At 68.9% G+C, this 20,382-nt stretch carries 18 protein-coding genes; 8 read left to right on the top strand and 10 right to left on the bottom strand.

Features of this window, described 5'->3' with window-relative positions; genetic code table 11:
- Window positions 1-73 precede the first annotated feature (73 nt).
- Complete coding sequence (gene metF, locus ACGFJ2_RS25000; RefSeq protein ID WP_357945167.1) at window positions 74-997, top strand: methylenetetrahydrofolate reductase [NAD(P)H]; 924 nt, start codon at window positions 74-76, stop codon at window positions 995-997.
- Between the two features lie 439 nt (window positions 998-1,436).
- Here metF and ACGFJ2_RS25005 read toward each other — a convergent pair whose 3' ends face one another.
- The 3 genes from ACGFJ2_RS25005 to ACGFJ2_RS25015 form a co-directional block, all read right to left on the bottom strand.
- A complete protein-coding gene (locus tag ACGFJ2_RS25005) occupies window positions 1,437-1,949 on the bottom strand; it encodes a hypothetical protein (RefSeq protein ID WP_358181204.1) in 513 nt (170 codons plus the stop codon).
- A 211-nt stretch (window positions 1,950-2,160) separates the two neighbouring features.
- Window positions 2,161-2,721, bottom strand: a complete 561-nt coding sequence (locus ACGFJ2_RS25010; protein WP_393472017.1) for a GNAT family N-acetyltransferase — start codon at window positions 2,719-2,721, stop codon at window positions 2,161-2,163.
- 10 nt (window positions 2,722-2,731) lie between these two features.
- Window positions 2,732-3,208, bottom strand: a complete 477-nt coding sequence (locus tag ACGFJ2_RS25015) for a YbaK/EbsC family protein (protein WP_357945173.1) — start codon at window positions 3,206-3,208, stop codon at window positions 2,732-2,734.
- 327 nt (window positions 3,209-3,535) lie between these two features.
- Between ACGFJ2_RS25015 and ACGFJ2_RS25020 the strand changes: the two genes are divergently transcribed.
- Window positions 3,536-4,204 (top strand): L,D-transpeptidase family protein, encoded by a 669-nt coding sequence (locus ACGFJ2_RS25020; RefSeq protein WP_393472020.1) that lies wholly within the window; start codon window positions 3,536-3,538, stop codon window positions 4,202-4,204.
- A gap of 122 nt (window positions 4,205-4,326) precedes the next feature.
- Here the strand turns inward: ACGFJ2_RS25020 and ACGFJ2_RS25025 are convergent, their stop codons facing one another.
- Complete coding sequence (locus tag ACGFJ2_RS25025; protein WP_357945176.1) at window positions 4,327-5,043, bottom strand: response regulator transcription factor; 717 nt, start codon at window positions 5,041-5,043, stop codon at window positions 4,327-4,329.
- Window positions 5,028-6,332, bottom strand: a complete 1,305-nt coding sequence (locus ACGFJ2_RS25030) for a sensor histidine kinase (RefSeq protein ID WP_393472023.1) — start codon at window positions 6,330-6,332, stop codon at window positions 5,028-5,030. The genes ACGFJ2_RS25025 and ACGFJ2_RS25030 overlap by 16 nt, the downstream gene beginning before the upstream one ends.
- A gap of 242 nt (window positions 6,333-6,574) precedes the next feature.
- On the opposite strand from ACGFJ2_RS25030, the gene ACGFJ2_RS25035 reads away from it, so the two are divergent.
- The 3 genes from ACGFJ2_RS25035 (at window position 6,575) to ACGFJ2_RS25045 (ending at window position 10,936) form a co-directional block, all read left to right on the top strand.
- Window positions 6,575-7,831 (top strand): alpha/beta hydrolase family protein, encoded by a 1,257-nt coding sequence (locus ACGFJ2_RS25035; RefSeq protein ID WP_393472026.1) that lies wholly within the window; start codon window positions 6,575-6,577, stop codon window positions 7,829-7,831.
- A 151-nt stretch (window positions 7,832-7,982) separates the two neighbouring features.
- Window positions 7,983-10,328, top strand: coding sequence for a penicillin acylase family protein (locus tag ACGFJ2_RS25040; RefSeq protein ID WP_393472029.1), 2,346 nt, complete (start codon window positions 7,983-7,985; stop codon window positions 10,326-10,328).
- An 11-nt stretch (window positions 10,329-10,339) separates the two neighbouring features.
- Complete coding sequence (locus ACGFJ2_RS25045; protein WP_357945185.1) at window positions 10,340-10,936, top strand: class I SAM-dependent methyltransferase; 597 nt, start codon at window positions 10,340-10,342, stop codon at window positions 10,934-10,936.
- On the opposite strand, the gene ACGFJ2_RS25050 is transcribed toward ACGFJ2_RS25045, so the two are convergent.
- The 5 genes from ACGFJ2_RS25050 to ACGFJ2_RS25070 are packed head-to-tail and all read right to left on the bottom strand — an operon-like array spanning window position 10,929 to window position 16,091.
- A complete protein-coding gene (locus ACGFJ2_RS25050) occupies window positions 10,929-11,813 on the bottom strand; it encodes an aldo/keto reductase (protein ID WP_357945187.1) in 885 nt (294 codons plus the stop codon). The genes ACGFJ2_RS25045 and ACGFJ2_RS25050 overlap by 8 nt on opposite strands.
- A 21-nt stretch (window positions 11,814-11,834) precedes the next feature.
- Window positions 11,835-12,818 (bottom strand): aldo/keto reductase, encoded by a 984-nt coding sequence (locus tag ACGFJ2_RS25055; protein ID WP_393472032.1) that lies wholly within the window; start codon window positions 12,816-12,818, stop codon window positions 11,835-11,837.
- Between the two features lie 4 nt (window positions 12,819-12,822).
- Window positions 12,823-13,728 carry a carbohydrate ABC transporter permease gene (locus ACGFJ2_RS25060; protein ID WP_357945193.1) on the bottom strand — a complete coding sequence of 302 codons (906 nt, stop codon included), beginning with the start codon at window positions 13,726-13,728 and terminating at the stop codon, window positions 12,823-12,825.
- A 21-nt stretch (window positions 13,729-13,749) separates the two neighbouring features.
- Window positions 13,750-14,667, bottom strand: a complete 918-nt coding sequence (locus tag ACGFJ2_RS25065; RefSeq protein ID WP_357945196.1) for a sugar ABC transporter permease — start codon at window positions 14,665-14,667, stop codon at window positions 13,750-13,752.
- Complete coding sequence (locus ACGFJ2_RS25070; protein WP_358181189.1) at window positions 14,664-16,091, bottom strand: sugar ABC transporter substrate-binding protein; 1,428 nt, start codon at window positions 16,089-16,091, stop codon at window positions 14,664-14,666. Before ACGFJ2_RS25070 ends, ACGFJ2_RS25065 begins: the two co-directional genes overlap by 4 nt.
- A gap of 315 nt (window positions 16,092-16,406) precedes the next feature.
- Between ACGFJ2_RS25070 and ACGFJ2_RS25075 the strand changes: the two genes are divergently transcribed.
- Genes ACGFJ2_RS25075 through ACGFJ2_RS25085 form a run of 3 tightly spaced genes read left to right on the top strand, consistent with a single transcriptional unit; the run spans window position 16,407 to window position 20,205 of the window.
- The gene (locus ACGFJ2_RS25075; RefSeq protein ID WP_393472037.1) at window positions 16,407-18,152 is read left to right on the top strand and encodes a glycoside hydrolase family 97 catalytic domain-containing protein; all 1,746 of its coding nucleotides are present in this window, start codon (window positions 16,407-16,409) and stop codon (window positions 18,150-18,152) included.
- Entirely contained in the window at window positions 18,149-18,967 is an 819-nt protein-coding gene (locus tag ACGFJ2_RS25080; RefSeq protein WP_393472040.1) for a hypothetical protein, read from the top strand. The genes ACGFJ2_RS25075 and ACGFJ2_RS25080 overlap by 4 nt, the downstream gene beginning before the upstream one ends.
- Window positions 18,964-20,205, top strand: coding sequence for a hypothetical protein (locus ACGFJ2_RS25085; protein ID WP_393472043.1), 1,242 nt, complete (start codon window positions 18,964-18,966; stop codon window positions 20,203-20,205). Before ACGFJ2_RS25080 ends, ACGFJ2_RS25085 begins: the two co-directional genes overlap by 4 nt.
- The last annotated feature ends 177 nt before the right edge of the window (window positions 20,206-20,382 follow it).

Genomic DNA, 20,382 nt, shown 5'->3' on the forward strand with positions numbered 1-20,382 from the left:
GCATCTGAGACTAGTGGCCGGGCGGCCGAGCCGGATCTCCAGGGACGGGGCTTGTGGCGGTAGCCTGGGTCACATGGCGCTTGGTCGACCCTCCATCCGGCCCGATCGTGTTCCCACCGTCCGTGAGCTTCTCGCGTCCGGTGGCCGGTCGTTCTCCTTCGAATTCTTCCCGCCGAAGACGGACGAGGGGGAACGGCAGCTGTGGCGGGCGATCAGAGAGCTCGAGTCGCTGCGGCCGACGTTCGTGTCCGTGACCTACGGCGCGGGCGGCTCCAGCCGTGACCGCACCGTCGACATCGTCGAACGGCTGGCCCACGACACCACGCTCACCCCTGTGGCGCATTTCACCGCGGTCAACCACTCGATGCGCGAGCTGCGCCACCTGATCGGCCGCTTCGCGGACGCGGGGGTGCGCAACATCCTCGCCGTGCGGGGCGACCCTCCCGGTGACCCGACGGGCGAGTGGGTTCAGCACCCCGAAGGCGTCCTGTACGCCGAGGAGCTCGTGCGGCTGATCCGGCAGGTGGGCGACTTCTGCGTGGGCGTGGCGGCGTTCCCGTACAAACACCCGCGTTCGCCGTCGATCGAGTCCGACACCGACTTCTTCGTACAGAAGTGCCGGGCCGGCGCCGACTACGCGATCACCCAGATGTTCTTCCAGGCCGACGACTACCTGCGGCTGCGCGACCGGGTGGCGGAGCAGGGGTGTGACACGCCGATCATCCCGTGCATCATGCCGGTCACGCAGATGAGCACGATCGCCAGGTCGGAGCAGCTGTCGGGGGCGCCGTTCCCGGCGGACCTGGCGGCCCGCTTCGAGGCGGTGGCCGACGACCCGGCGGCCGTGCGGCGGCTGGGCATCGACCACGGGGTGGAGCTCTGCCAGCGGCTGCTCGATGAGGGCGCCCCGGGCATCCACTTCATCACGTTCAACCGCTCCAGCGCGACGCGAGAGGTGTTCGAGCGGCTTGCTCCGGTCGAGGCGCTGACCGCGTAACCCAGGCGTTTGTGTTGATCTGGCCGTTCGTGCGGGGGACAAGCGGTTTTTTGTACGGCAAGCCCGGTGGGCCGCCAACCGCCGACTGGGGCTGAGGTCTGTCCAGGGTTACGCTTACGAGGTTCCCCGGCTTGCCGCCGTCACGACTCGTCCCTTGGCCATCTAGGTCCTTTGGTGTGACCACAATGGTTCCCGGGTGGTTCGTCACACGACTGTCGCGGTCCGTGGCCTCTTTGAGGGAGCCCCCCTACGGGGGAGTGGAAGAAGATCATCTGTCCCATGGAGCGGGTATCCGGCGAGGGGATCTCGTACCGGTGCTCCGCCCGCAGGGGGATCGGGCGGATGGCCGGTTGCCCTACGTAGTGAAGATTGCCCAGAGTGACGGGCGGCAAACCACAAGTCACGAGACGGCCAATGACACGCCGGTTCGTTCTCCGCTCTAGTCGAAGAACTGCCAGATGCTGAACCTGCGCACGTAGAGAGGAGTGGCGTCCCGGCCGAGCACTCGGATGCGCCTGATGCGTGTCTTCTGGTTCATCTTGACCTTCACGCACTTCAGGTGCGCGCCATGGAACCCAGGCAGGGCGGAGTAGGAGATGGACACGGCACGGTGCGCCAGGCCACGGTCGGAGAGTCCCAGCCCCACCTCCCGGTAGAGGCGCCTCGAACCCTTCAGGGCGAACGCGGTGGAGCCGATGAGCGCGTGATTCGCCTTCGGCGGGCAGTGCACGAAGATCCGGACGTGGCTGGCCTGGCGGGGATCCCAGGGGAGGACGCGGAGCGACGGGACGTTCTTCAGCTCCGGGGGGATGGCGGTCTTGGAGCTCTTCTTGTTGGTGTTCGCGGTCGATGTGGGTGTGGGCGTAGGTGCGGGGGTGGCGGTCGGCTCGGGTGGAGTGCCCTGGCTCACCAGGAGAGTGGCGGCCACTCCGATTCGTGTGACGAGACGCATAGGTTCCTCCTGCCGGACGTCCGGGTGGTGCGACGTGGGCGTCGGTGCAGGGGGAGGTGCCCGGGATTGACGCGGATGGGGGCGCCAGGTTGATCGTCTTTATTATGTCGGTGGCGTGGCGAACAGGGCGGAGCCGCGCTGGTACGAACCTGGAACGAACCGGGTCAGGGCCGCGCTGGGGTCAAGCCGCCGTGGCCAAAAGCCGTCGTGGTCACAGGGGGAGGGGTCTGCCCAGGATCGCGTACTGCTCGTAGCCGCCCGGGAAGAGGAACGGGCTCAGCAGGTCGGTGAAGCCCATGCTGGCGTACAGGTGGCGGGCCGTGGTGGGGCGGTCGTGGGTGGACAGGACCGCCGAACGCTCGCGGCGGCCCGCGCACAGCGTGGCGATCATGGCCCGGCCGATGCCCTTGCCCTGGTAGTCGGGGTGCAGGTGGATCTCGGCCAGTTCGAACGCGTTGCCCAGCCAGGCGTCGGCGACCTCCCTGCCCGCCTGGTTCTCCAGCGCGCGGAACACGACGTCGTGCCACCACTGGCCCGGCGCGCCCCGGAAGCCGTAGGCGAAGCCGACGATCTTCGGGGGGTATGCCTCCGACTCCCCACGCAATTCAGCGAAATAGCACTGGAAATATGGGTATGTCCCGTGATTCCGCATGATGGCCTTGCGGCCGGTGATCTGGTCCGCGGGCGGGCGCATGGCGGCGGCGTAGATGTCGATCACCGTGTCCAGGTGTTCGGTGAACTCCGCCTGTCCCGCCCCACGAAACTCGATCACGCGTCGCACACTACTCGACGTCGACGGGGGTGCCACCGGTGATCCGCACCAGCTCATCGAATGTGGTGGGAAAGACCGTGAGCGGATGCCCGCCGGCGGCCCATACGACCTCGTGCTTGCTCAGCCAGTTGTCCACCAGGGTCCGCACCGGGGCCGGATGCCCGACGGGCGCGACGCCGCCGATCGGCTGGCCCGTCGCCGCCCTGACGAACTCCGGTGTCGCCCGCCGTACCTTCTGGACCCCCGCCGTGCGGGCGATCAGCTCGACGTCGACGCGGTGCGCGCCGCTGGTCATGACGAGGAGCGGCGTGCCGTCCGCGTCGAAGATGAGGCTGTTGGCGATGGCGCCGACCTCACAGCCGACCTGCGCGGCGGCGGTGGCCGCAGTGGGGGCTTTTTCCGGCAATACGATGATTTCTCCCTCAGCACCTAGCGCGCGGAGGGCGGTTTCCACCAGAACGGCGTTGGCAGGCAACTTCTCAGGCATGGGCACACTCTAAACAGGTTGACCATTGCATTAACCTGACATGGTCCTTTGATCAGAATGTTCATGGTTTGAGAGGTGGTACGGGTGGGGGACCGACGGCTGCCCGGCGTGGCTGCTCTCTTGACGGCTGGCGCCCTAGTCCTGACGGGGTGCGGTACGACCGTCACCCATGCGCGGTCGGCGGCCGCGCCCGCGATCGTTTCCATCACAACGACACCCATCACAACGACACCCATCACAACGACACCCATCACAACGACACCCATCACAACGACACCCATCACAACGACACCCATCACAACGACACCCACCGCGGCGCCGCCGACTGTGGCGGCCTCCGAGGCCGGGCCCACCACGACCGCCGCCGCGCCCAAGAAGACCCTCAAGCTGGGCGCCAAGGGCAAAGCGGTCACCTGGCTGCAGACGCGCCTCAAGGAGCTCGGCTACCGTCCGGGCCGGGCCGACGGCAGCTACGGCGGGTCCACGATGACCGCCGTGTGGGCCTTCCAGAAGGTGAACGGCATCCGGCCCACCAGCACGATCGCCAAGCGCACGTGGACCGCGCTGGAGAACCCCAGGACCCCCAAGGTCCTGGTCAAGAACGGCAAGCCGACCCGCGCCGAGGTCAACCTGACCAAGCAGATCATGGTCCTGTACGTCGACGGCCAGGTGAAGCTGATCACCCACATCTCGTCCGGCAGCGGCGTCCCGTACTGCGAAACGGCGAAGTGGCAGGGCAAGAGCCAGCGCTTCTGCGGCTCGGCCAGGACACCCACGGGCGACTACAAGACGACGTGGCGGGCCAAGGGCTGGCACAGGTCGTACCTGGGGCAGCTGTACAACCCGATCTTCTTCAACGGCGGCATCGCCTTCCACGGCGCGCTGTCGGTGCCGCTGTACCCGGCGTCGCACGGGTGCGTGCGGATGCCGATGAACGTGGCGGTCGAGCTGCCCGGGCTGCTGGGCAAGGGCGTGCCGGTGCACGTGCGCCGCTAGCCTCGCCGGTGACAGGTCCGTGAGCTTCGGGAAGTTCTCGCCCGAGGTTCGCGGACCTTTCGGCATCCCGGGCCCTGCGGATGATCGTTGCAGGACGGTCTCGTCGTGAGAGGGTCCGGCGCTTACGACGGCCCCCGCGGGCTCCCTGGCGGCCCGTCGGCGGGGGAGCCGGGGGTGATCAACCCCGTCTCGTACGCCAGTACGACCGCCTGAACCCGGTCCCTGAGGCCGAGCTTGGACAGGATGCGCGCGACGTGGGTCTTCACCGTCGTCGGGCTGAGGCTCAGCCGGTCGGCGAGTTCGGCGTTGCTCAGCCCGGTGGCGAGCAGGCGCAACACCTCCAGCTCCCGGGGCGTCAGCTCCGACAGGTCGCGGTGGACGGCCGCCCTGGCCTCGTCGCGGCGGGCGAAGCGTTCGACCAGGCGGCGGGTGATCGACGGGGCGAGCAGGGCGTCACCCGCGCGGACCAGGCGCACCGCGGCCACCAGGTGCTCGGGGGTGACGTCCTTGAGCAGGAACGCGCTGGCCCCCATGGTGAGCGCCGCATAGACATAGTGATCGAGGTCGTAGGTGGTCAGGATGAGGACGCGGGTCTCGTCCGCGGCGCCTGCCATGATCTGCCGGGTGGCTTCGAGGCCGTCCATCTCCGGCATCCGGATGTCCATCAGCACGACGTCGGGCCGGGTGCGCCGGACCGCGGCGACGGCTTCGGCGCCGTTGGCCGCCTCGGCCGCCACCTCGATGCCGTCGGCGGCGAGGATCATCCCGAACCCGCTGCGTACCAGCGCCTGGTCGTCGGCGATGACCACGCGCAGCGGCCGGTTCATGTGATCGTCCATGGAAGCCTCGCCTTGATCTGGTAGCCGCCGCCGCTCCTTGGTCCCGCCTCCAGGGTGCCGTCGTAGAGCGCGAGCCGTTCGCGTAGCCCGACCAGGCCCCGGCCCTGGCCGTCTCCGGCGTGCGTCGCCTGCCTGCCGCCGGTGTCGGTGACCTCGATCTCCAGCCAGTCGCCGCTGTGGCCGATCGTTACGGCCGCCGCGGCGCCGGCCGCGTGCTTGATGGTGTTGGTCAGGGCCTCCTGTACGACGCGGTACGCGGCCAGGTCCACCCCCGGCGGCAGCGGGCCGGGCGGTGGAGAGACCTCGACGCTGACCGGTATTCCGGCTTCGCGGACCCGTTTGATCAAGGAGTCCAGCTGGTCGAGTCCCGGTTGGGGTTCGAGCCCGTCGGCGCTGCCCACCGCCCGCGCGCTTTCCGGACCGGCCAGCAGGCCCATGACGTGGCGGAGTTCGGCCATGGCGGCCCGGCCGCTGGCCTCGACCGCCAGCATGGCCTGCTTCGACCGATCCGGCGCCGCGTCCATGACCTTGCGCGCCGCTCCGGCCTGGATGACCATCACGTTCACATTGTGGGTGACGACGTCGTGGAGTTCGCCGGCGATCCGGGAGCGCTCCACCTCGACGGCCCGGCGCATGTCCTCCTCCTGAGCCTGCCGCAGGGCGTCGAGCTGTCGCCTCCAGAACCGGCCGAAACTCGCGGCGACTCCAGCGCTGAGCAGTACCACGAACGGGCCGAGCCAGCTCGGCAACGGCGGTACGGAGTCCTTGAAGGCCGCGCCGGCCAGGACGGTCGCGAGGACGATGCCGCCCATCGCCGGCGCCCGGTAACGACTGTGGGCCACGGCGCCATAGGCGGCGATGGCGAACGTCAGCACGGTGATCCAGGTCGCGTCGTCGGCCGTGGCCAATGCCGCGACCAGCACCACCCCGAAGGTGGTCAGCGGATACAGCCGCCGTACCGCCAGCGGCAACGCCGTCAGAACCACCAGGAGGGGGAGCGGGCCCGACGGGTCGTCGGCGGGCCGTACCAAACGGTCGGGCCGGACATCGCCGCTTCGTGGCTGAGGAGCGGGCCGCAGTCGCAAGGGCTCCATCAGGGAGTGCTGTCGCACGTCGACGCGGTGGAGATCACCGTCGGTCGTGCTCGCCGTCGCGGCCACCGCGACAACGGTCAGGAGGATCGCGAGCAGTAGGTCGGCGAGGAGTAGCCGGCGCGAGGGCCGGGCGGGTTTCTGCTCGGGGCGCAGCACATCGAGCCCGAGCTGCCACCATCCACGTCGTTCGCTCACTGTCACTGATGCATTGTCCCGACTGCGCGGTACGTCCGCGTCAGCCTCTGTGACCGGGCCCGACGTCCTCCAGGAGTACATCGCAGGGATGACACGGCTGGGAGTCGTCCCGAAGAAGGGGCCGATATCGGCATGACAGACGACGCGGGCGAATCTCCTCCGCGCATAGCTTGCTTGCTGCCATCGGCCGCCCGCGGAGACTCCATCGAGGCGGCCGCTCTCATCCGGAAGGACAGCAGTTCATGGGTCATGTGATGAATCCGACGCCGCGCCGAGGCGTCATCGCCGTCGCGGCTCTGCTCGCCTTCGCGGCCGTCACCTCCTGCGCCCCCGCCTCCGCGGCCGGACCGGCCCGGGCCGACGGCCCCGCGCGTACGACGTCGCCGAACCCCGCCAGGCCCGCCTCCGCCGGTCAGGCGTCTCTCCGGAGCGGCACGCCGTACCTCCCCAAGCCGACCGGATCCCAGCCGGTCGGCACCACGTCCTTGTACCTCAAGGACACCTCCCGCGCCGACCCCTGGGTGCCCAGCGTGAAGGCGAGGGAGCTCATGGTCTCCCTGTGGTACCCGGCGAAGTCCCGCGGCCGGAAGCCGGCTCCGTACATGACGCCCAAGGAATCAGAACTTCTCATGAAAGAGGGGGAGATAACCGATCTGCCGCTCGACCTGCTGAGCAAGACACGGACGAACGCGACCACCGACGCCGAACCCGCGGGTCGTCGGCGCGGGCTGCCGCTGGTGGTGCTCTCCACTGGCTTCACCGAGCCACGGAGCTCGCTCACCGCACTGGCCGAGGACCTGGCGAGCAGAGGGTACGCGGTGGTCTCCATCGGCCACACGTACGAGACCGCGACGAGTTTCCCCGGCGGCCGGATCACCACCTGCGTGGCCTGCGAGGTCAAGGAGAAGAACCAGACATTCTGGGACAAGGTTGGCGCGACCCGGGCGGCCGACGTGTCCTTCGTGCTGGACGCGCTGACGCGCGCACACCCCCAATGGAAGAGCGCCGCGCTGATCGACCCGTCCAGAATCGCGATGGCCGGTCACTCGGCGGGCGGCGCGAGCGCCGTGGCCGCCATGCTCAAGGACCCGAGGGTACGCGCCGGGATCGACATCGACGGCACCGCGTTCGTCCCGGTTCCGAAGAGCGGGTTGTCGCGGCCGTTCCTCTTCCTGGGCACGCAGGCGAAACACAGCCCGGGCGGAAAGGACGTCTCGTGGGACGGCGTCTGGCAGAACCTGACGGGATGGAAGCGCTGGCTCGTGGTGGCGGGGGCGGAGCACGTCTCGTTCACCGACATCGCCGTGCTGGGCGCACAGATCGGCATCTACCGGAACGCCGACCTGCCCCCTGCCCGCTCTATGGGGATCACCCGCACGTACGTGGCGGCGTTCTTCGACCTGCACCTGCGCACGAAGCCGCAGCCGCTGTTCGACGAGCGGTCACCCCGTTTCCCCGAAGTCAAGCTGTGTGAGGTCGAGCAGAAGGCGTGCGCCTAGCCACCCCTACTCGACCCCTACAGATGAGGTGCGGAGGGGGTTCATCGGACATTTCCGCCGCTGTGCCCCCTAAATATCCGGAATTCGCTGGCCGAAATCACCGCAAGCGTCCTGTCATGGAGTCCCACACCCCACCGAGAGGTGCTGTGCCATGCGGAGACGCCTGCGCGCCGGAGCGGCGCTGGCCGCCGTCCTTGTGCTGAGCCTGACCGCGCCGCCGGTCGTGGCGCAGTCACGGCAGGCCACGGAGCAGGTCGTCCCAGGGCTCAGGCAGCCGGTCGAGCTGGTGGTGGACGAGTGGGGTGTGCCGCACATCTACGCCCGAAACACCGATGACCTCTTCCTCGCCCAGGGGTTCAACGCCGCCAGGGACCGGCTGTTCCAGATCGACCTCTGGCGCCGCCGCGGTCTGGGAGAGCTCTCCGCGGTGTTCGGCTCCGCGTACGTGGAGCAGGACAAGGCGACGAGGATGTTCCTGTATCGCGGGAACATGGACCGGGAATGGGCGAGCTACGGCCCCGGAGCCAGGCAGGCGGCGACCCGCTTCACCGAGGGCGTCAACGCCTACGTACGGTGGCTCGAACGGAATCCGGACCGCATGCCGCCCGAGTTCCGGCAGCTGGGATACCCGCCCGCGCTCTGGCGGCCGGAGGACGTGGTGCGGATCAGAAGCCACGGCATCTCCAAGAACGTCTTCAGCGAGGTGCTCCGCTCGCTCATCGCCTGCGCGGGCGGAATCGAGGCCGCCGAAGCCCTGTGGCAGCTGGAACCCGAACACACCACGACTCTGCCCAAAGGGCTCGATCCCTGCTCCGTGCCCGTGGACGTGCTGCGGATCTACGATCTGGCCACGCGGGGCGTGGTCTTCCAGAACGGCGCGCTACGCCTGGCCCCTGCCGACCCCGCGGCCAGTGAGGGCAGCAACAGCTGGGCGGTCTCGCCGGGCCGCTCCGCGACGGGCCGTCCCATCCTGGCCGGCGACCCGCACCGGTCGCTGACGGCGCCCTCCCTGCGCTACATGGCCCATCTGTCGGCGCCCGGGATCGACGTCATCGGGGCCGGTGAACCCGCGCTTCCGGGGATCTCGATCGGGCACAACGGCACGGTCGCCTTCGGCCTGACCATCTTCGGCACCGACCAGGAAGACCTCTACGTCTACCAGCTCGACCCCGCCGACCCGGGCAGGTACCGGTACGGCGACGGCTGGCAGCGCTTCACGACGATCACCGAGAAGGTGCCGGTCGCGGGCGGCTCGCCGGTCGACGTGGAGTTGCCCTTCACCAGGCACGGCCCCGTGCTCAAGATCGACAAGCAGCGCAACCTCGCGTACGCCCTGCGCACCACCTGGCTGGAGCCCGGCACGTCGCCCTACTTCGGCAGCCTGACGTACATGGGCGCCCGCGACTTCAAGCAGTTCGCCGCGGCGATGAGCACCTGGGGCGGCCCGCCCGAGAACCAGGTGTACGCCGACACCTCCGGCAACATCGGCTGGGTGCCCGGCGGCCTCACCCCCCGGCGCACCGGCTATGACGGCCTGCTGCCCGTGCCGGGCGACGGCCGCTACGAATGGAAGGGCTTCTACGACGGCGCCCGCCTGCCCCGCTCCTACAATCCGCCGCGAGGGCTGATCTCTTCGGCGAACGAGTTCGACCTGCCCGCGAATCACCCGGTCCAGGTGGGGTTCGAGTGGGATCCTCCGTACCGCAAGCAGCGGATCGACGAGGTGCTCGCGGCGAGGCCGAGGAGTTCGGTCGACGACTCGATCCGCCTGCAGGCCGACAAGGTGTCCAAGCCCGCCCAGCGGATCGTGCGCCTGCTCGCCGGCCTGACGAGCGCGGATCCGGACACCCAGCGGGCGCTGACGCTGCTCCGGCCCTGGGACGGGGCGACGGACGCGGGCTCGCCGGAGGCGGCCCTGTTCGAGCCGTGGTTCTCGCGTCACCTCGTGCCCGCCGTCCGCCGCGCGGTGCTGCCGCCGGCGGTGGCGGACGCCATCCCCGTGCTCGACGTCCGCGTGCTGATCGACGCGCTGGAGAACCCGGAACGCTGGTTCGGGACCGGAGGTAAGGCCGCGCGGGACGACCTGCTGGCCACGACACTGGCCGCCGCCTACCGCGAGGTCGCCGGGCGGCTCGGTGCCGACCCGCGGCTGTGGAAGTGGGGCGCGCAGCAGTACACGGAGTTCACCAGCCCCGTCGGCGCGAACGTGGGTCCCTTCCCCCGGGGCGGCTCGGCGTACACGGTGGACGCCTCCTCCTACAACGCCGCCACCTACCAGCAGTCGTCCGGAGCGTCGTTCAAGATGGTGCTCGACGTCGGCAAGTGGGACGACTCCCGCGCGGTCAACGCCCCCGGCCAGTCCGGCGATCCGCGCAGCCCGCACTACCGGGATCTGGCGGAGCGCTGGCGGACGAGCGACTACTTCCCGCTGCTGTACAGCCGCGCCCAGGTGGAACGGCACGCCGAAAGCACGATCAAGCTGCTTCCGCAGCGGTAGCTTTGCGTCTCATGTCGTTCAGTCACAATGACCACTATCATCCGCTTCTGCTCAAGCAGATCCCCGAGGGCGCCGGGACCGCCCTGGACGTGGGCTGCGGGACCGGGCTGTTCGCGCGGCGGCTGGCCGCGAAGGGGCTGGTGGTCGACGCGATCGACTCCTCCGCCGAGGCCGTCGAGGCGGCCCGCTCGATCCCGGGTCCCGTACGGTACGAGCGGGCCGACATCGCGGTGGCCGAGCTGCCGCGCGGCAAGTACGACTTCGTCTCGTGCCTGGCCAGCATCCACCATGTGCCCTTCGAGACGGTCAGCCTGTTACGCCGATCGCTCGCGCCCGGCGGGGTGCTCGCGATCCTCGGCTGCTATCGGGAGAGCACACCCGCGGACTACGCGGTCAGTCTGTGCGCGGCGCCGGTGAACGCGGTCGCGCGCCTCCTTTCAGCGGCCCGGCCGCAGGAGGCGGAGGCTCCCACCGAGATGGTGGTCGCCAAGGCCATGATGACGCTGCCGGAGATCACCGCCGAGGCGGCGACGCTGCTGCCCGGAGCCTCGATCCGCCGCCTGCTGTTCTGGCGCTACCTGCTCGTCTACAAAGAGCCGATCAGCTAGGTCCCAGGTCCTGCCACAGGGCGTCAGGTACGGAATGGCGCAAGGCGGCCAGGTTGGCGGTGATCTGGCCTGGTTCGTGGGCGCCGACCAGGATCGAGTGCACCGCGGGATGCCGGAACGGGAACTGCAGGGCCGCGGCCGTGATCGGGACCTCGTGCTCCTGACACGCCGCCGCGATCCGCCGCACCTCCTCGGAGGCGTCGGCCGGCGGCCCGGCCAGCTCGCCACGGTGCAGCAGGCTGGCCGCGACGACGGGGATGTCGCGCTCCTGGCACAGGGGCAACAGCTCCTCGAACGCCGACCGGCGCAGCAGCGTGCACTGGTTGGCGGCGAGCAGGAGGTCCGGGTCGGCGCGCTTGACGAAGTCGACGAGCATCCGCGACTGGTTCATGCCGACGCCGATCGCCCGCACCACACCCTGGGCGCGCAGGTCGGCAAGGGCGGGGTACGCCTCGTCCAGGGCCTGCGGCCAGTGGTGGTCGGGGTCGTGGATGAGCAGGATGTCGATCCGGTCCAGGCCGAGGCGCTCCAGGGAGTCCGAGACGCTGCGCAGGACGCCGTCGCGGGTGAAATCCCACTCGACGTGCCGATCGTCGGGCACCGCGAAGATGCCCGCCCCGGGCGACCCGTTGGCGCCGGGCCGGACCAGGCGGCCGACCTTGGTCGACAGGAGGTACTCCGACCGGGGGCGGCCGCGCAGCGCCTTGCCCAGGCGCTGCTCGGCCAGCCCGAAGCCGTAGAACGGGGCCGTGTCGAAGTAGCGGACCCCGGCCGCCCAGGCCGTGTCGATGACGGCCTGGGCCTGGGCGTCGGAGATGGGATGGAGGTAGTTCCCGAGGGGTCCGCCGCCCAGGCCCACCCTGGGGAGGGCTATCACGCCGACGCCAGATGAAGCCTGCTACGCATCGACACCCGCTTCCTTGGCGGCTCGGTCGATCTGGGACAGTTCGTCGTCGGTGAAGTCGAGCCGGTCGACGGCCGCGACGTTCGCCTCCAGCTGCTCGGGGCTCGACGCGCCCACCAGGACCGACGTGATGCGCGGGTCGCGCAGCGCCCAGGCCAGCGCCAGCTGGGCCACCGACTGCCCGCGGGCCGAGGCGAGCTCGCCCAGGGCGCGGACGAAGGCCAGCACTTCGGGCGTGACCCGGTCAGTGGTCAGGAAGCGCCCCTCGGCCGCCCGCGAGTCCGCCGGGATGCCGTCCAGGTAGCGGTCGGTCAGCAGGCCCTGCGCCAGCGGTGAGTAGACGACGCAGCCGACGCCCTCCTGCTCCAGCACGCCCAGCAGTGACTCCTCGATGCGCCGGTTGAGGAGGGAATACGAGGGCTGGTGCACGATCAGCGGGGTGCCGAGCTCGCGCAGCAGCCGGGCGGCCGCCGCCGTACGCTCGGGGGAGAAGTTGGAGACCCCGGCGTAGAGGACGCGGCCGGTGCGCACCATGTGGTCGAGCGTGCTCACCTGCTCTTCCAGCGGCGTCTCCTCGTCGTCGCGGTGCAGGTAGAAGATGTCCACGAAGTCCAGGCCGAGCCGGTCCAGCGAGCGGTCGAGCGTGGCCAGCAGGTGCTTGCGCGAGTTGCCCTTGCCGTAGGGGCCGTCCCACATGGGGTTGCTGCCCTTGGTGGTGACCACGATCTCGTCGCGGTGGCCGCGCAGGTCCTGGCGGAAGATCGTGCCGAACGTCGACTCGGCGGCGCCGAGCGGCGGACCGTACCTGTCGGCGATGTCGAAATGGGTGATGCCAAGGTCGAGCGCCTTGTGCAGGATCGCCCGCTGGCTGTCCAGCGGCTTGCCGCCGCCGAAGTTGTGCCACAGGCCCAGCGAGACCGCGGGCAGTCGCAGACCGCTGCGGCCACATCTCCTGTACGGCTGGCGTTCGTAGTTCAACAGCTCACCTTCCCGCTATTCCGGTCAGCGTCACGCCCCGGATGAACGTTTTCTGGGCAATGAAGAACAGTACGACAATCGGCATCATCGCGATGATCGAGACGGCCATCATCTGGTTGTACTGGGTGGCGTACTGGCCGGAGAACATCCCGAGGCCCAGGGGGATGGTGAACTTCTCGGTGGTCCGCAGGTAGATCACCGACTCCAGATACTGGTTCCAGTTGCCGACGAACGAGAACAGCATGATCGCGGCCAGCGCCGGCTTCGACAGCGGAAGCATGATCTTCCACAGGATCCGCCACTCCGACGCGCCGTCGATCCGGGCCGCGTCGATGAGCTCCTGCGGGATCGTGGTGAAGAACTGGCGCAGCAGGAAGATGTACAGCGCAACCCCGAAGAACTCCGGCACGATCAGCGGCAGGTAGGTGTCCACCCAGCCCAGCTTGGCGAACAGGATGTACTTCGGCACCAGCGTGATCTCGCGCGGGATCATCATCGTGCCCAGCATGAGCGCGAACAGGACGGCGCCCAGCCGGGCCCGCATCCTGGCGAAGGCGTAGGCGGGCAGGACGCACGAGATCAGGTTGCCGGCCATCGACAGGGCCGTGATCAGGACGGTGTTGAGCAGGAACCGGGTGAAGGGCAGGTTCCCGCTCCAGCCTCGGGTGTAGTTCTCGAAGTGGAAGGCGTCGGGCAGGAACTGGGGCGGGAAGGCCAGGTTCTCCGCGTCCGACTTCAGCGACGTCGTCACCATCCAGAGGAACGGCAGCAGGAACACGCCGGTGGCCGCGATGAGCAGCACGTACGCGCCCGCCCGCTGGGCCCGTCTGATGCGCTCGGCCTGACCGGCGGTCATGGCGGCGCGCCCCGGCCGCCGGATGTCGGGGGCGGCCTTCGTCTCGACCAGCATCCCGGCCCTCCTCTCGAAAGATCAGTTGAACTCGTAGTGGACCCAGCGCCTGGCCAGGCCGAACTGGATCAGGGTGACGATGATGACGATGAGGAACATGGCCCAGGACAGCGCGGCGGCGTAGCCCATGTCGAAGAACACGAACGCCTGCCGGTAGATGTAGAGCCCGAGCACCATGGTGGAGTTGGCCGGGCCGCCCTCGGTCATGATGAGGATGAGCGTGTACGCCTGGATGCTCGCGATGAAGCCCGTCACCACGTTGAAGAAGATCACCGGCGACATCATCGGCACGGTGACGCTCCAGAACCGGCGCCACCAGCCGGCGCCGTCGATCTCGGCGGCCTCGTACAGCGTGGCCGGGATGCCCTGCAGTCCGGCCAGGTAGATGACGATGGTGTTGCCCGCGCCCCAGACGCTCATCAGGATGAGGGCCGGCATCGCCCACTCCGTCGAGCCCAGCCACGGCGGGCCCGAGATGCCGACCATGGCCAGCAGCTTGTTGATCAGGCCGAAGTCGGGATGCAGGATGTTCAGCCACAGCAGCGCGGTCGCCACGCCCGACACCACCGACGGCAGGTACATCACCGTGCGGAACAACCCCTGGAAGCGCAGCGGCTGGTTGAGCAGCAGCGCCAGCGCGAAGGTGAAGACGACGCCCAGCACCACCGCGCCCAGGCCGTAGTAGAACGTGTTGACGATCGAGTCCCAGAACTCCGGGTCGTTGACCATCTTCTGGTAGTTGGCCAGGCCCGCCCAGGTGGGGCTGCGCAGCAGGTTCCAGTCGGTGAAGCTGATCGCGATCGAGGCGAGGATCGGCCCGCCGCTGAAGAAGACGAACCCGATCACCCACGGCGAGACGAACAGGTGGAAGCGCCGGGCCTCGCGGCGGGCCAGTGTGCTCTGGCCGCGCCGCGAGAAGACGGCGGCGACAGCGCTCATGCGATCTTGTTCTCGGCCAGCAGCGGGGTGATCTTGTCGGTGATCTCCTTCAGGCCGCTCGCCAGATCGGTCTTGCCGATCATGACCCGCTCCCAGATGGGCTTGGCCGTCTCGACGACCTTCTTGTTGGCGGGCAGCTTGAGCACGCCGTCGCCGGTGCCGTACTCCTTCATGGCGCTCTTGACGGTCTCGACGACGTCCTTGGGGATGCCGAGCGCCTCGGCGTTCGGCTCCCAGGCCGACTGCCGGGCCGGGGCGCTGATGCGGCGGAACTGCTGCCCGGTCGAGGAGAGGTACTCGTTGAGGTAGATCCAGGCCGCGTCCTTCTGCGGCGACTTGGCGTACATGGCCAGGGCGCTGCCGATGACCGGCGTGAAGCGGCCCTTCGGGCCCTTCGGTGTGGGCGCGACGCCCCACTTGAACGCCGTCTGCTTGGCCAGCTCGGTCAGGATCCACGCGCCGTTGATCGACATCGCCGCGTGCCCGACCTTGAACGGCTCCACCTTCTCCAGCACCTGGTTGAGCTCGGCCAGGCTCGGCACGGCCTTGTCCTTGTTCAGCAGGTCCAGCCACATGCCGAAGACCTTCTGCGCCTCCGGCTCGGAGATCATGGAGACCGACTCGTCGGCGTTCAGGTAGCGCCCGCCGTACTGCGCCAGGGCGCGGGGCGTGATGTCGGGCTCGGGCAGCAGCATCGGGGTGAAGCCGTAGACCTTCTCGGCGCCCGAGCCGCTGGTGAGCTTCCTGGCGACCTCCATCATCTTCTCGACGGTCCACGACTCGTCGGGGTACTTCTCGCCGGCCTTGTCGAAGACGTCCTTGTTGTAGAAGAGCAGCTTGGGCGCCATGTCGGTGGGCAGGCCGAAGAGCTTGCCGTCACGCTCGTAGTAGCCGAGCGCGTTCACCGGCAGGTCCTGCTTGTCGAACTCGGGCGTCTTGGCGATGAACTCGTCCAGCGGCTGGAAGATGTCGTTGGCGATGAAGTTCTGAGCCCAGCTGTAGTGCGTGTACATCACGTCGGGCATGGAGCCGCCCGCCGCCTGGGCCATGTACTTGGTGAGGTAGGAGTCGAACTGCGAGGTCTCGCGCTTGATCTCGATGTTCGGGTGGCGCTTGTGGAAGAAGAAGTCGAACTGCGCGTTGCGTACCTCGGCGATCACGTCCGCGGTGATCGCCACGGTCAGCGTCACCTTCGACGCCGGGTCGGCCACCTGGGTCGTCGGCCATTTCAGCGCGTTGTTGAGCTGCTCGGCCTCCTCGAACGGCCAGGTGTCGTTGCCGGGCCGGTTCGGATCCAGCGTCGGCACGCCGGACTTCGTGGGCGCCGCGGCCTGCCGCTGCTGACGGGTGTCGCCCGCGCAGGCGGACAGCATGGGCACGGTCGCCGCGGCCACCGCGAGGGCCAGCATCTGGCGCCGGTTCATCTCCATGGGGGGTGGGCCTTTCAGAGAAAGAGCTCGATCACTGCTATCGCCTTGTCCGGGCGCTGGAATTCGGCCAGCCGAGCGGGAGAGATCCGATGTGTGGATCCGTCATCGTCCGATGCGCGAGGCATGGCCGTACCGTAGACCTGGTAATTAACTTCGTCAAGAATTGAATTGCAAGCGCTTGCAACCTAGGCTCAGGCACGTTGTGAGGAGTTCAGTGGGGTTGGCGTCGGCCGCCCTGCCCGAGCCGGCAGTCCCGAGCGGGTTACCGATGAGTCCGGCTCACTCCTCCTATCTCTGCTTGGAGGCCCTGTGTCGCAATGGACGCTCACTGACGAAGACCTGGAAGTCGCGATCGCGCTCTCGGCCGATGGCGAGCCGACCCTGGAGGTGCGGCGCGACGGCCGGGTGGTGGTGCGGCCGTCCAGGCTGGGCCTGCGGGCCGCGCACGAGGACCTGAGCACCGGCCTGGCCTTCGACGGGATGTCGTCCAGGCAGGTGACGGAGTCCTATGAGACGGTGACCGGCAAGCGGCGCGAGCACCTGTACACGGCCAAGGAGTGGACGCTGTCGTTCACCAAGGGTGCGCACCGGCTCCACCTGGAGGTGCGGCTCGGCGGCCACGGCGTGGCGTACCGGTACGTGGTGCCATGGACCGGACCGGTGACGGTAATTGACGAAATTTCGGAGTATGTGGTGCCGAGGGAGGCCCGTGCGGTGCTCCTGCCGTACGAGAACGGGCGCTGCGACTACGAGGAGATCCACCGGCACGGCCCGGTCGCCGACGCCGAGCCCATCCTGTACGGCTACCCGTCGCTCTTCCAGATCGGCGACACCTGGCTGTTCGTCACCGAGTCGAACCTGGACAGCGGCTACGCGGGCACCCGGCTGCGCTTCGACGGCCACGCCTTCCACCTCGACCTGCCCGACCCGTACGTGACGGCGGCCAGCCCGCTCATCACGCCGTGGCGCACGATGATCATCGGCGAGCTGGCCGCGATCGTCGCCAGCGACCTGGTGACCAGTCTGGCCGCGCCCTCGGCGGTGGACGACACCTCGTGGATCCGGCCCGGCGCGGCGGCCTGGTCGTGGTGGTCCGACGGCCCCTCCACCCGTGACCTGGACGAGCAGAAGCGCTGGGTCGACTTCGCCGCCGCGCACGGCTGGCCGTACGTGCTGGCCGACGCCGGCTGGAACAAGCAGTGGATGCCCGAGCTGATCGCCTACGCCGCGGCCAGGAACGTCGGCGTCTGGCTCTGGTCGCACTGGCAGCATGTCGACACCGAGCTGGAGCACCGCGAGAAGCTCGCGCTCTGGAAGGAGTGGGGCGCCGTCGGCGTCAAGATCGACTTCACCGAGTCCGACGGCCAGGACCGGATGCGCTGGTTCGACGCCATTCTGGCCGCCACCGCCCGGCTGAAGCTCATGGTCGTCTTCCACGGCGGCACGATCCCGCGCGGCACCGAGCGCACCTGGCCGCAGTTCATGACCGCCGAGGCGGTCAAGGGCGCCGAGTGGATCAAGCCGAAGCCCGGCAAGCTGCCGCTCTACCCGCCCGCGCACTACCTGTCGCTCGCGTTCACCCGCAACGTGCAGGGCCCGATGGACTTCACCCCGTGCACCTTCACCGCGGTCCGCACCATCTCCGCCGGATTCGAGCTCGCGCTATCCGTGATCTTCGAATCGGGCGTCCAGCACTTCGCCGACGGCATCGAGGCATACGAGGCCAGGCCCGAGGCGCTGCGGCTGCTGTCCGGCGTCCCCACCGCATGGGACGACACGCGGCTGCTGTCCGGCGACCCCGCCGACCACATCCTGCTGGCCAGGAGGAGCGGCGGCGAATGGTACGTCGGCGCGGGCGTGTCGGGCGAGGCCCGCACGCTCACCGTGCCGCTCGACTTCCTGGACGAAGGGGAGTGGACGGCCGAGATCTACCGGGACGCCCCCGACGACGGCATCCTCGCCGAGACGGCGACGGTGTCGGCCGGGGGCAAGCTCGACCTCGCCGTATCCCCCAACGGCGGGTTCACCCTCCATCTGAGGAGAGAGACCTCATGATCAAGCGCCTGAGCGGCACCCTCGCCGCCGTCACCCTCGTCTCGTTATCGGCGATACCCGCCTCCGCCTCCGCCTCCACCGCCGCGGCCGTCTGGACGCAGCGCTGGAACCCGAACCCGGCCAATCAGACGGTCGCCCAGGCCTTCGAGGGCATCGAGGACGATCGCTCCGACTCCCACCCCGGCGTCACCCACATCTACGTCTCCGGCGACGCCTACCGCTTCGACATGCACACCCAGGACCGCGACGGCGACGACCGGCAGCGCAACGAGGTCAAGGGCATGCGGACGAGCAGCAGCTCGTACCTCAAGATCCTCAAGAACCAGGTCTGGCGCATCTCCTACCAGCTGTACATCCCGACCTCGCTCGACGCCACCAGCTCCTTCACCCACATCGCGCAGATGAAGGTGCCCGGCTCCGGCGCGCCCCTCTACACGATGTCGCTGCCCATCTCGGGCGGCACCCCGAAGATCAACGTCCGCTACTGGGACGAGGACGAGCAGACGCACGAGGTCGGCAACACCAACCTGAACCCGATCCAGGGCAAGTGGCTCGACACCACCTTCGAGTTCAAGGCCGCCGACAACGGCTACCTGCGCTGGACGCTCAAGGACGGCTCGACGACGCTGGTCGACAAGCGCCTGGACAACACCGACCTCTGGCGCGCCGACACCGACTACCTCCGCCCCAAGTGGGGCATTTACCGCAGCATCAAGAGCTCCGGCCTGCAGAACACGTACCTGCTGGTCAGAAACCTGCGCGCCGAACAGCAGACCGCCGGCGCGGCCGACACCGACGAGGTAGCCAACCCGTGAAGAAGTACGGCGCCCGCCTCGCGGGTGCGCTCGCCACGCTCGCCCTGATCGCGACCGCCACCCCCGCGGTGGCGGCCCGCACTCCCACCCCTTCGGAGGGGCCGTCGCAGACCCAGACGGCCCGGCCGCCGCGCTGGGAGCTGCGCTGGGACCCGAGCGTCAATAAGGACGGTGTCCAGGCGTTCGAGGCGCTGGAGGACGACCGGCGCGGCTCCCATCCCGAGGGCCTGCCGCACGTCTCCACCGACAAGGACGCCTGGCGCTTCACCGCCCACCTGGAGGACCGCGACGGCGCCGACCGCATGCGCAACGAGGTACGCGGCATGCGCGACGGCAAGGGCGCCCCGCTGGAGATCCGCAAGGACGAGACCTGGCGGATCAGCTACCGCATGTACATCCCGGACACCCTCGACGCGACCACCTCCTTCACCCACATCTGGCAGCTCAAGAACTCCGACGTCGGCACCCCGATCGCGCAGATCTCGCTGCCGGTCATCGGGGGCGTGCAGAAGATCGCCGCCCGGTACTGGACGCTCCCTGACAACACCTCGCACGACTTCGCCACTGCCGACCTGGAACCGATCCAGAACAAGTGGGTCACCACCACGCTGGAGTTCAAGTCGAGCGACGACGGCTACATGCGCTGGACCCTGTCGGACGGCCGCCGGACGATCGCCGACCAGAAGATCGAGCACATCGACCTGTGGTGGACCCAGGAGCAGTACAACCGGCCCAAGTGGGGCATCTACCGCAGCATCAAGAGCGCCGGGCTGCAGGAGACGTACCTGCTGGTCAAGGACCTCAAGGCGTGGCAGCTCGGCCCGGCGACGCCGCCGGTCAAGCTGCCGGCGCCGGACCGGAGCCCGGGCGCCTATGAGGCCGAGCGGGTGGGCAACGTGTGGGAGGGCGCGGCCGAGCCCGCCTACTGCGCGGTCTGCTCGGGCGGCAGGAAGGTGATCCTCATCGGCGGCAACGTCTACGACTACGCCGTGGTCAAGGGCGTATTGTCGGAGACCACCGGCACCCGGCGGATGACCGTGCACGCGCTGGTGGACGGCGCGCAGACGTTCGCGGTCAGCGTCAACGGGGCCGACTCCATCCAGGTGCCGATGACCGGGACCAAGGACACCGTGACGACCACGACCGTGCCGGTGGACCTGGTGGCCGGGGTCAACACGATCCGGTTCTTCAGCCTGACGGCCAGGGGTCCCGAGCTGGACAAGATCGTCATCAGCTGAGCCCGTACGGCCCGCGCCCCGCCGGGGAGCGGGCCTACCCCTAAGGACGGAGTCAGGCCATGGCACACGACCTCAGCAGACGCGGGTTACTGGTGGCGGGCGGTGACAGGACGTGGAGACTTGCCGGTAGGCGGGTCGGTGAAGCGTCAAGCATCCTGTTCCACAGTTCGTGCTGCT

The organism is Nonomuraea sp. NPDC049028, from assembly GCF_043197735.1.
Lineage (GTDB): Bacteria > Actinomycetota > Actinomycetes > Streptosporangiales > Streptosporangiaceae > Nonomuraea.

Bases quoted from the DNA above. Each gene is read 5' to 3' on its own strand.
- metF (WP_357945167.1), top strand. From the start codon at position 74: ATGGCGCTTGGTCGACCCTCCATCCGGCCCGATCGTGTTCCCACCGTC.
- ACGFJ2_RS25005 (WP_358181204.1), bottom strand. From the start codon at position 1,949: ATGCGTCTCGTCACACGAATCGGAGTGGCCGCCACTCTCCTGGTGAGC.
- ACGFJ2_RS25015 (WP_357945173.1), bottom strand. From the start codon at position 3,208: ATGCCTGAGAAGTTGCCTGCCAACGCCGTTCTGGTGGAAACCGCCCTC.
- ACGFJ2_RS25025 (WP_357945176.1), bottom strand. From the start codon at position 5,043: ATGGACGATCACATGAACCGGCCGCTGCGCGTGGTCATCGCCGACGAC.
- ACGFJ2_RS25035 (WP_393472026.1), top strand. From the start codon at position 6,575: ATGGGTCATGTGATGAATCCGACGCCGCGCCGAGGCGTCATCGCCGTC.
- ACGFJ2_RS25040 (WP_393472029.1), top strand. From the start codon at position 7,983: ATGCGGAGACGCCTGCGCGCCGGAGCGGCGCTGGCCGCCGTCCTTGTG.
- ACGFJ2_RS25045 (WP_357945185.1), top strand. From the start codon at position 10,340: ATGTCGTTCAGTCACAATGACCACTATCATCCGCTTCTGCTCAAGCAG.
- ACGFJ2_RS25060 (WP_357945193.1), bottom strand. From the start codon at position 13,728: ATGCTGGTCGAGACGAAGGCCGCCCCCGACATCCGGCGGCCGGGGCGC.
- ACGFJ2_RS25065 (WP_357945196.1), bottom strand. From the start codon at position 14,667: ATGAGCGCTGTCGCCGCCGTCTTCTCGCGGCGCGGCCAGAGCACACTG.
- ACGFJ2_RS25070 (WP_358181189.1), bottom strand. From the start codon at position 16,091: ATGAACCGGCGCCAGATGCTGGCCCTCGCGGTGGCCGCGGCGACCGTG.
- ACGFJ2_RS25080 (WP_393472040.1), top strand. From the start codon at position 18,149: ATGATCAAGCGCCTGAGCGGCACCCTCGCCGCCGTCACCCTCGTCTCG.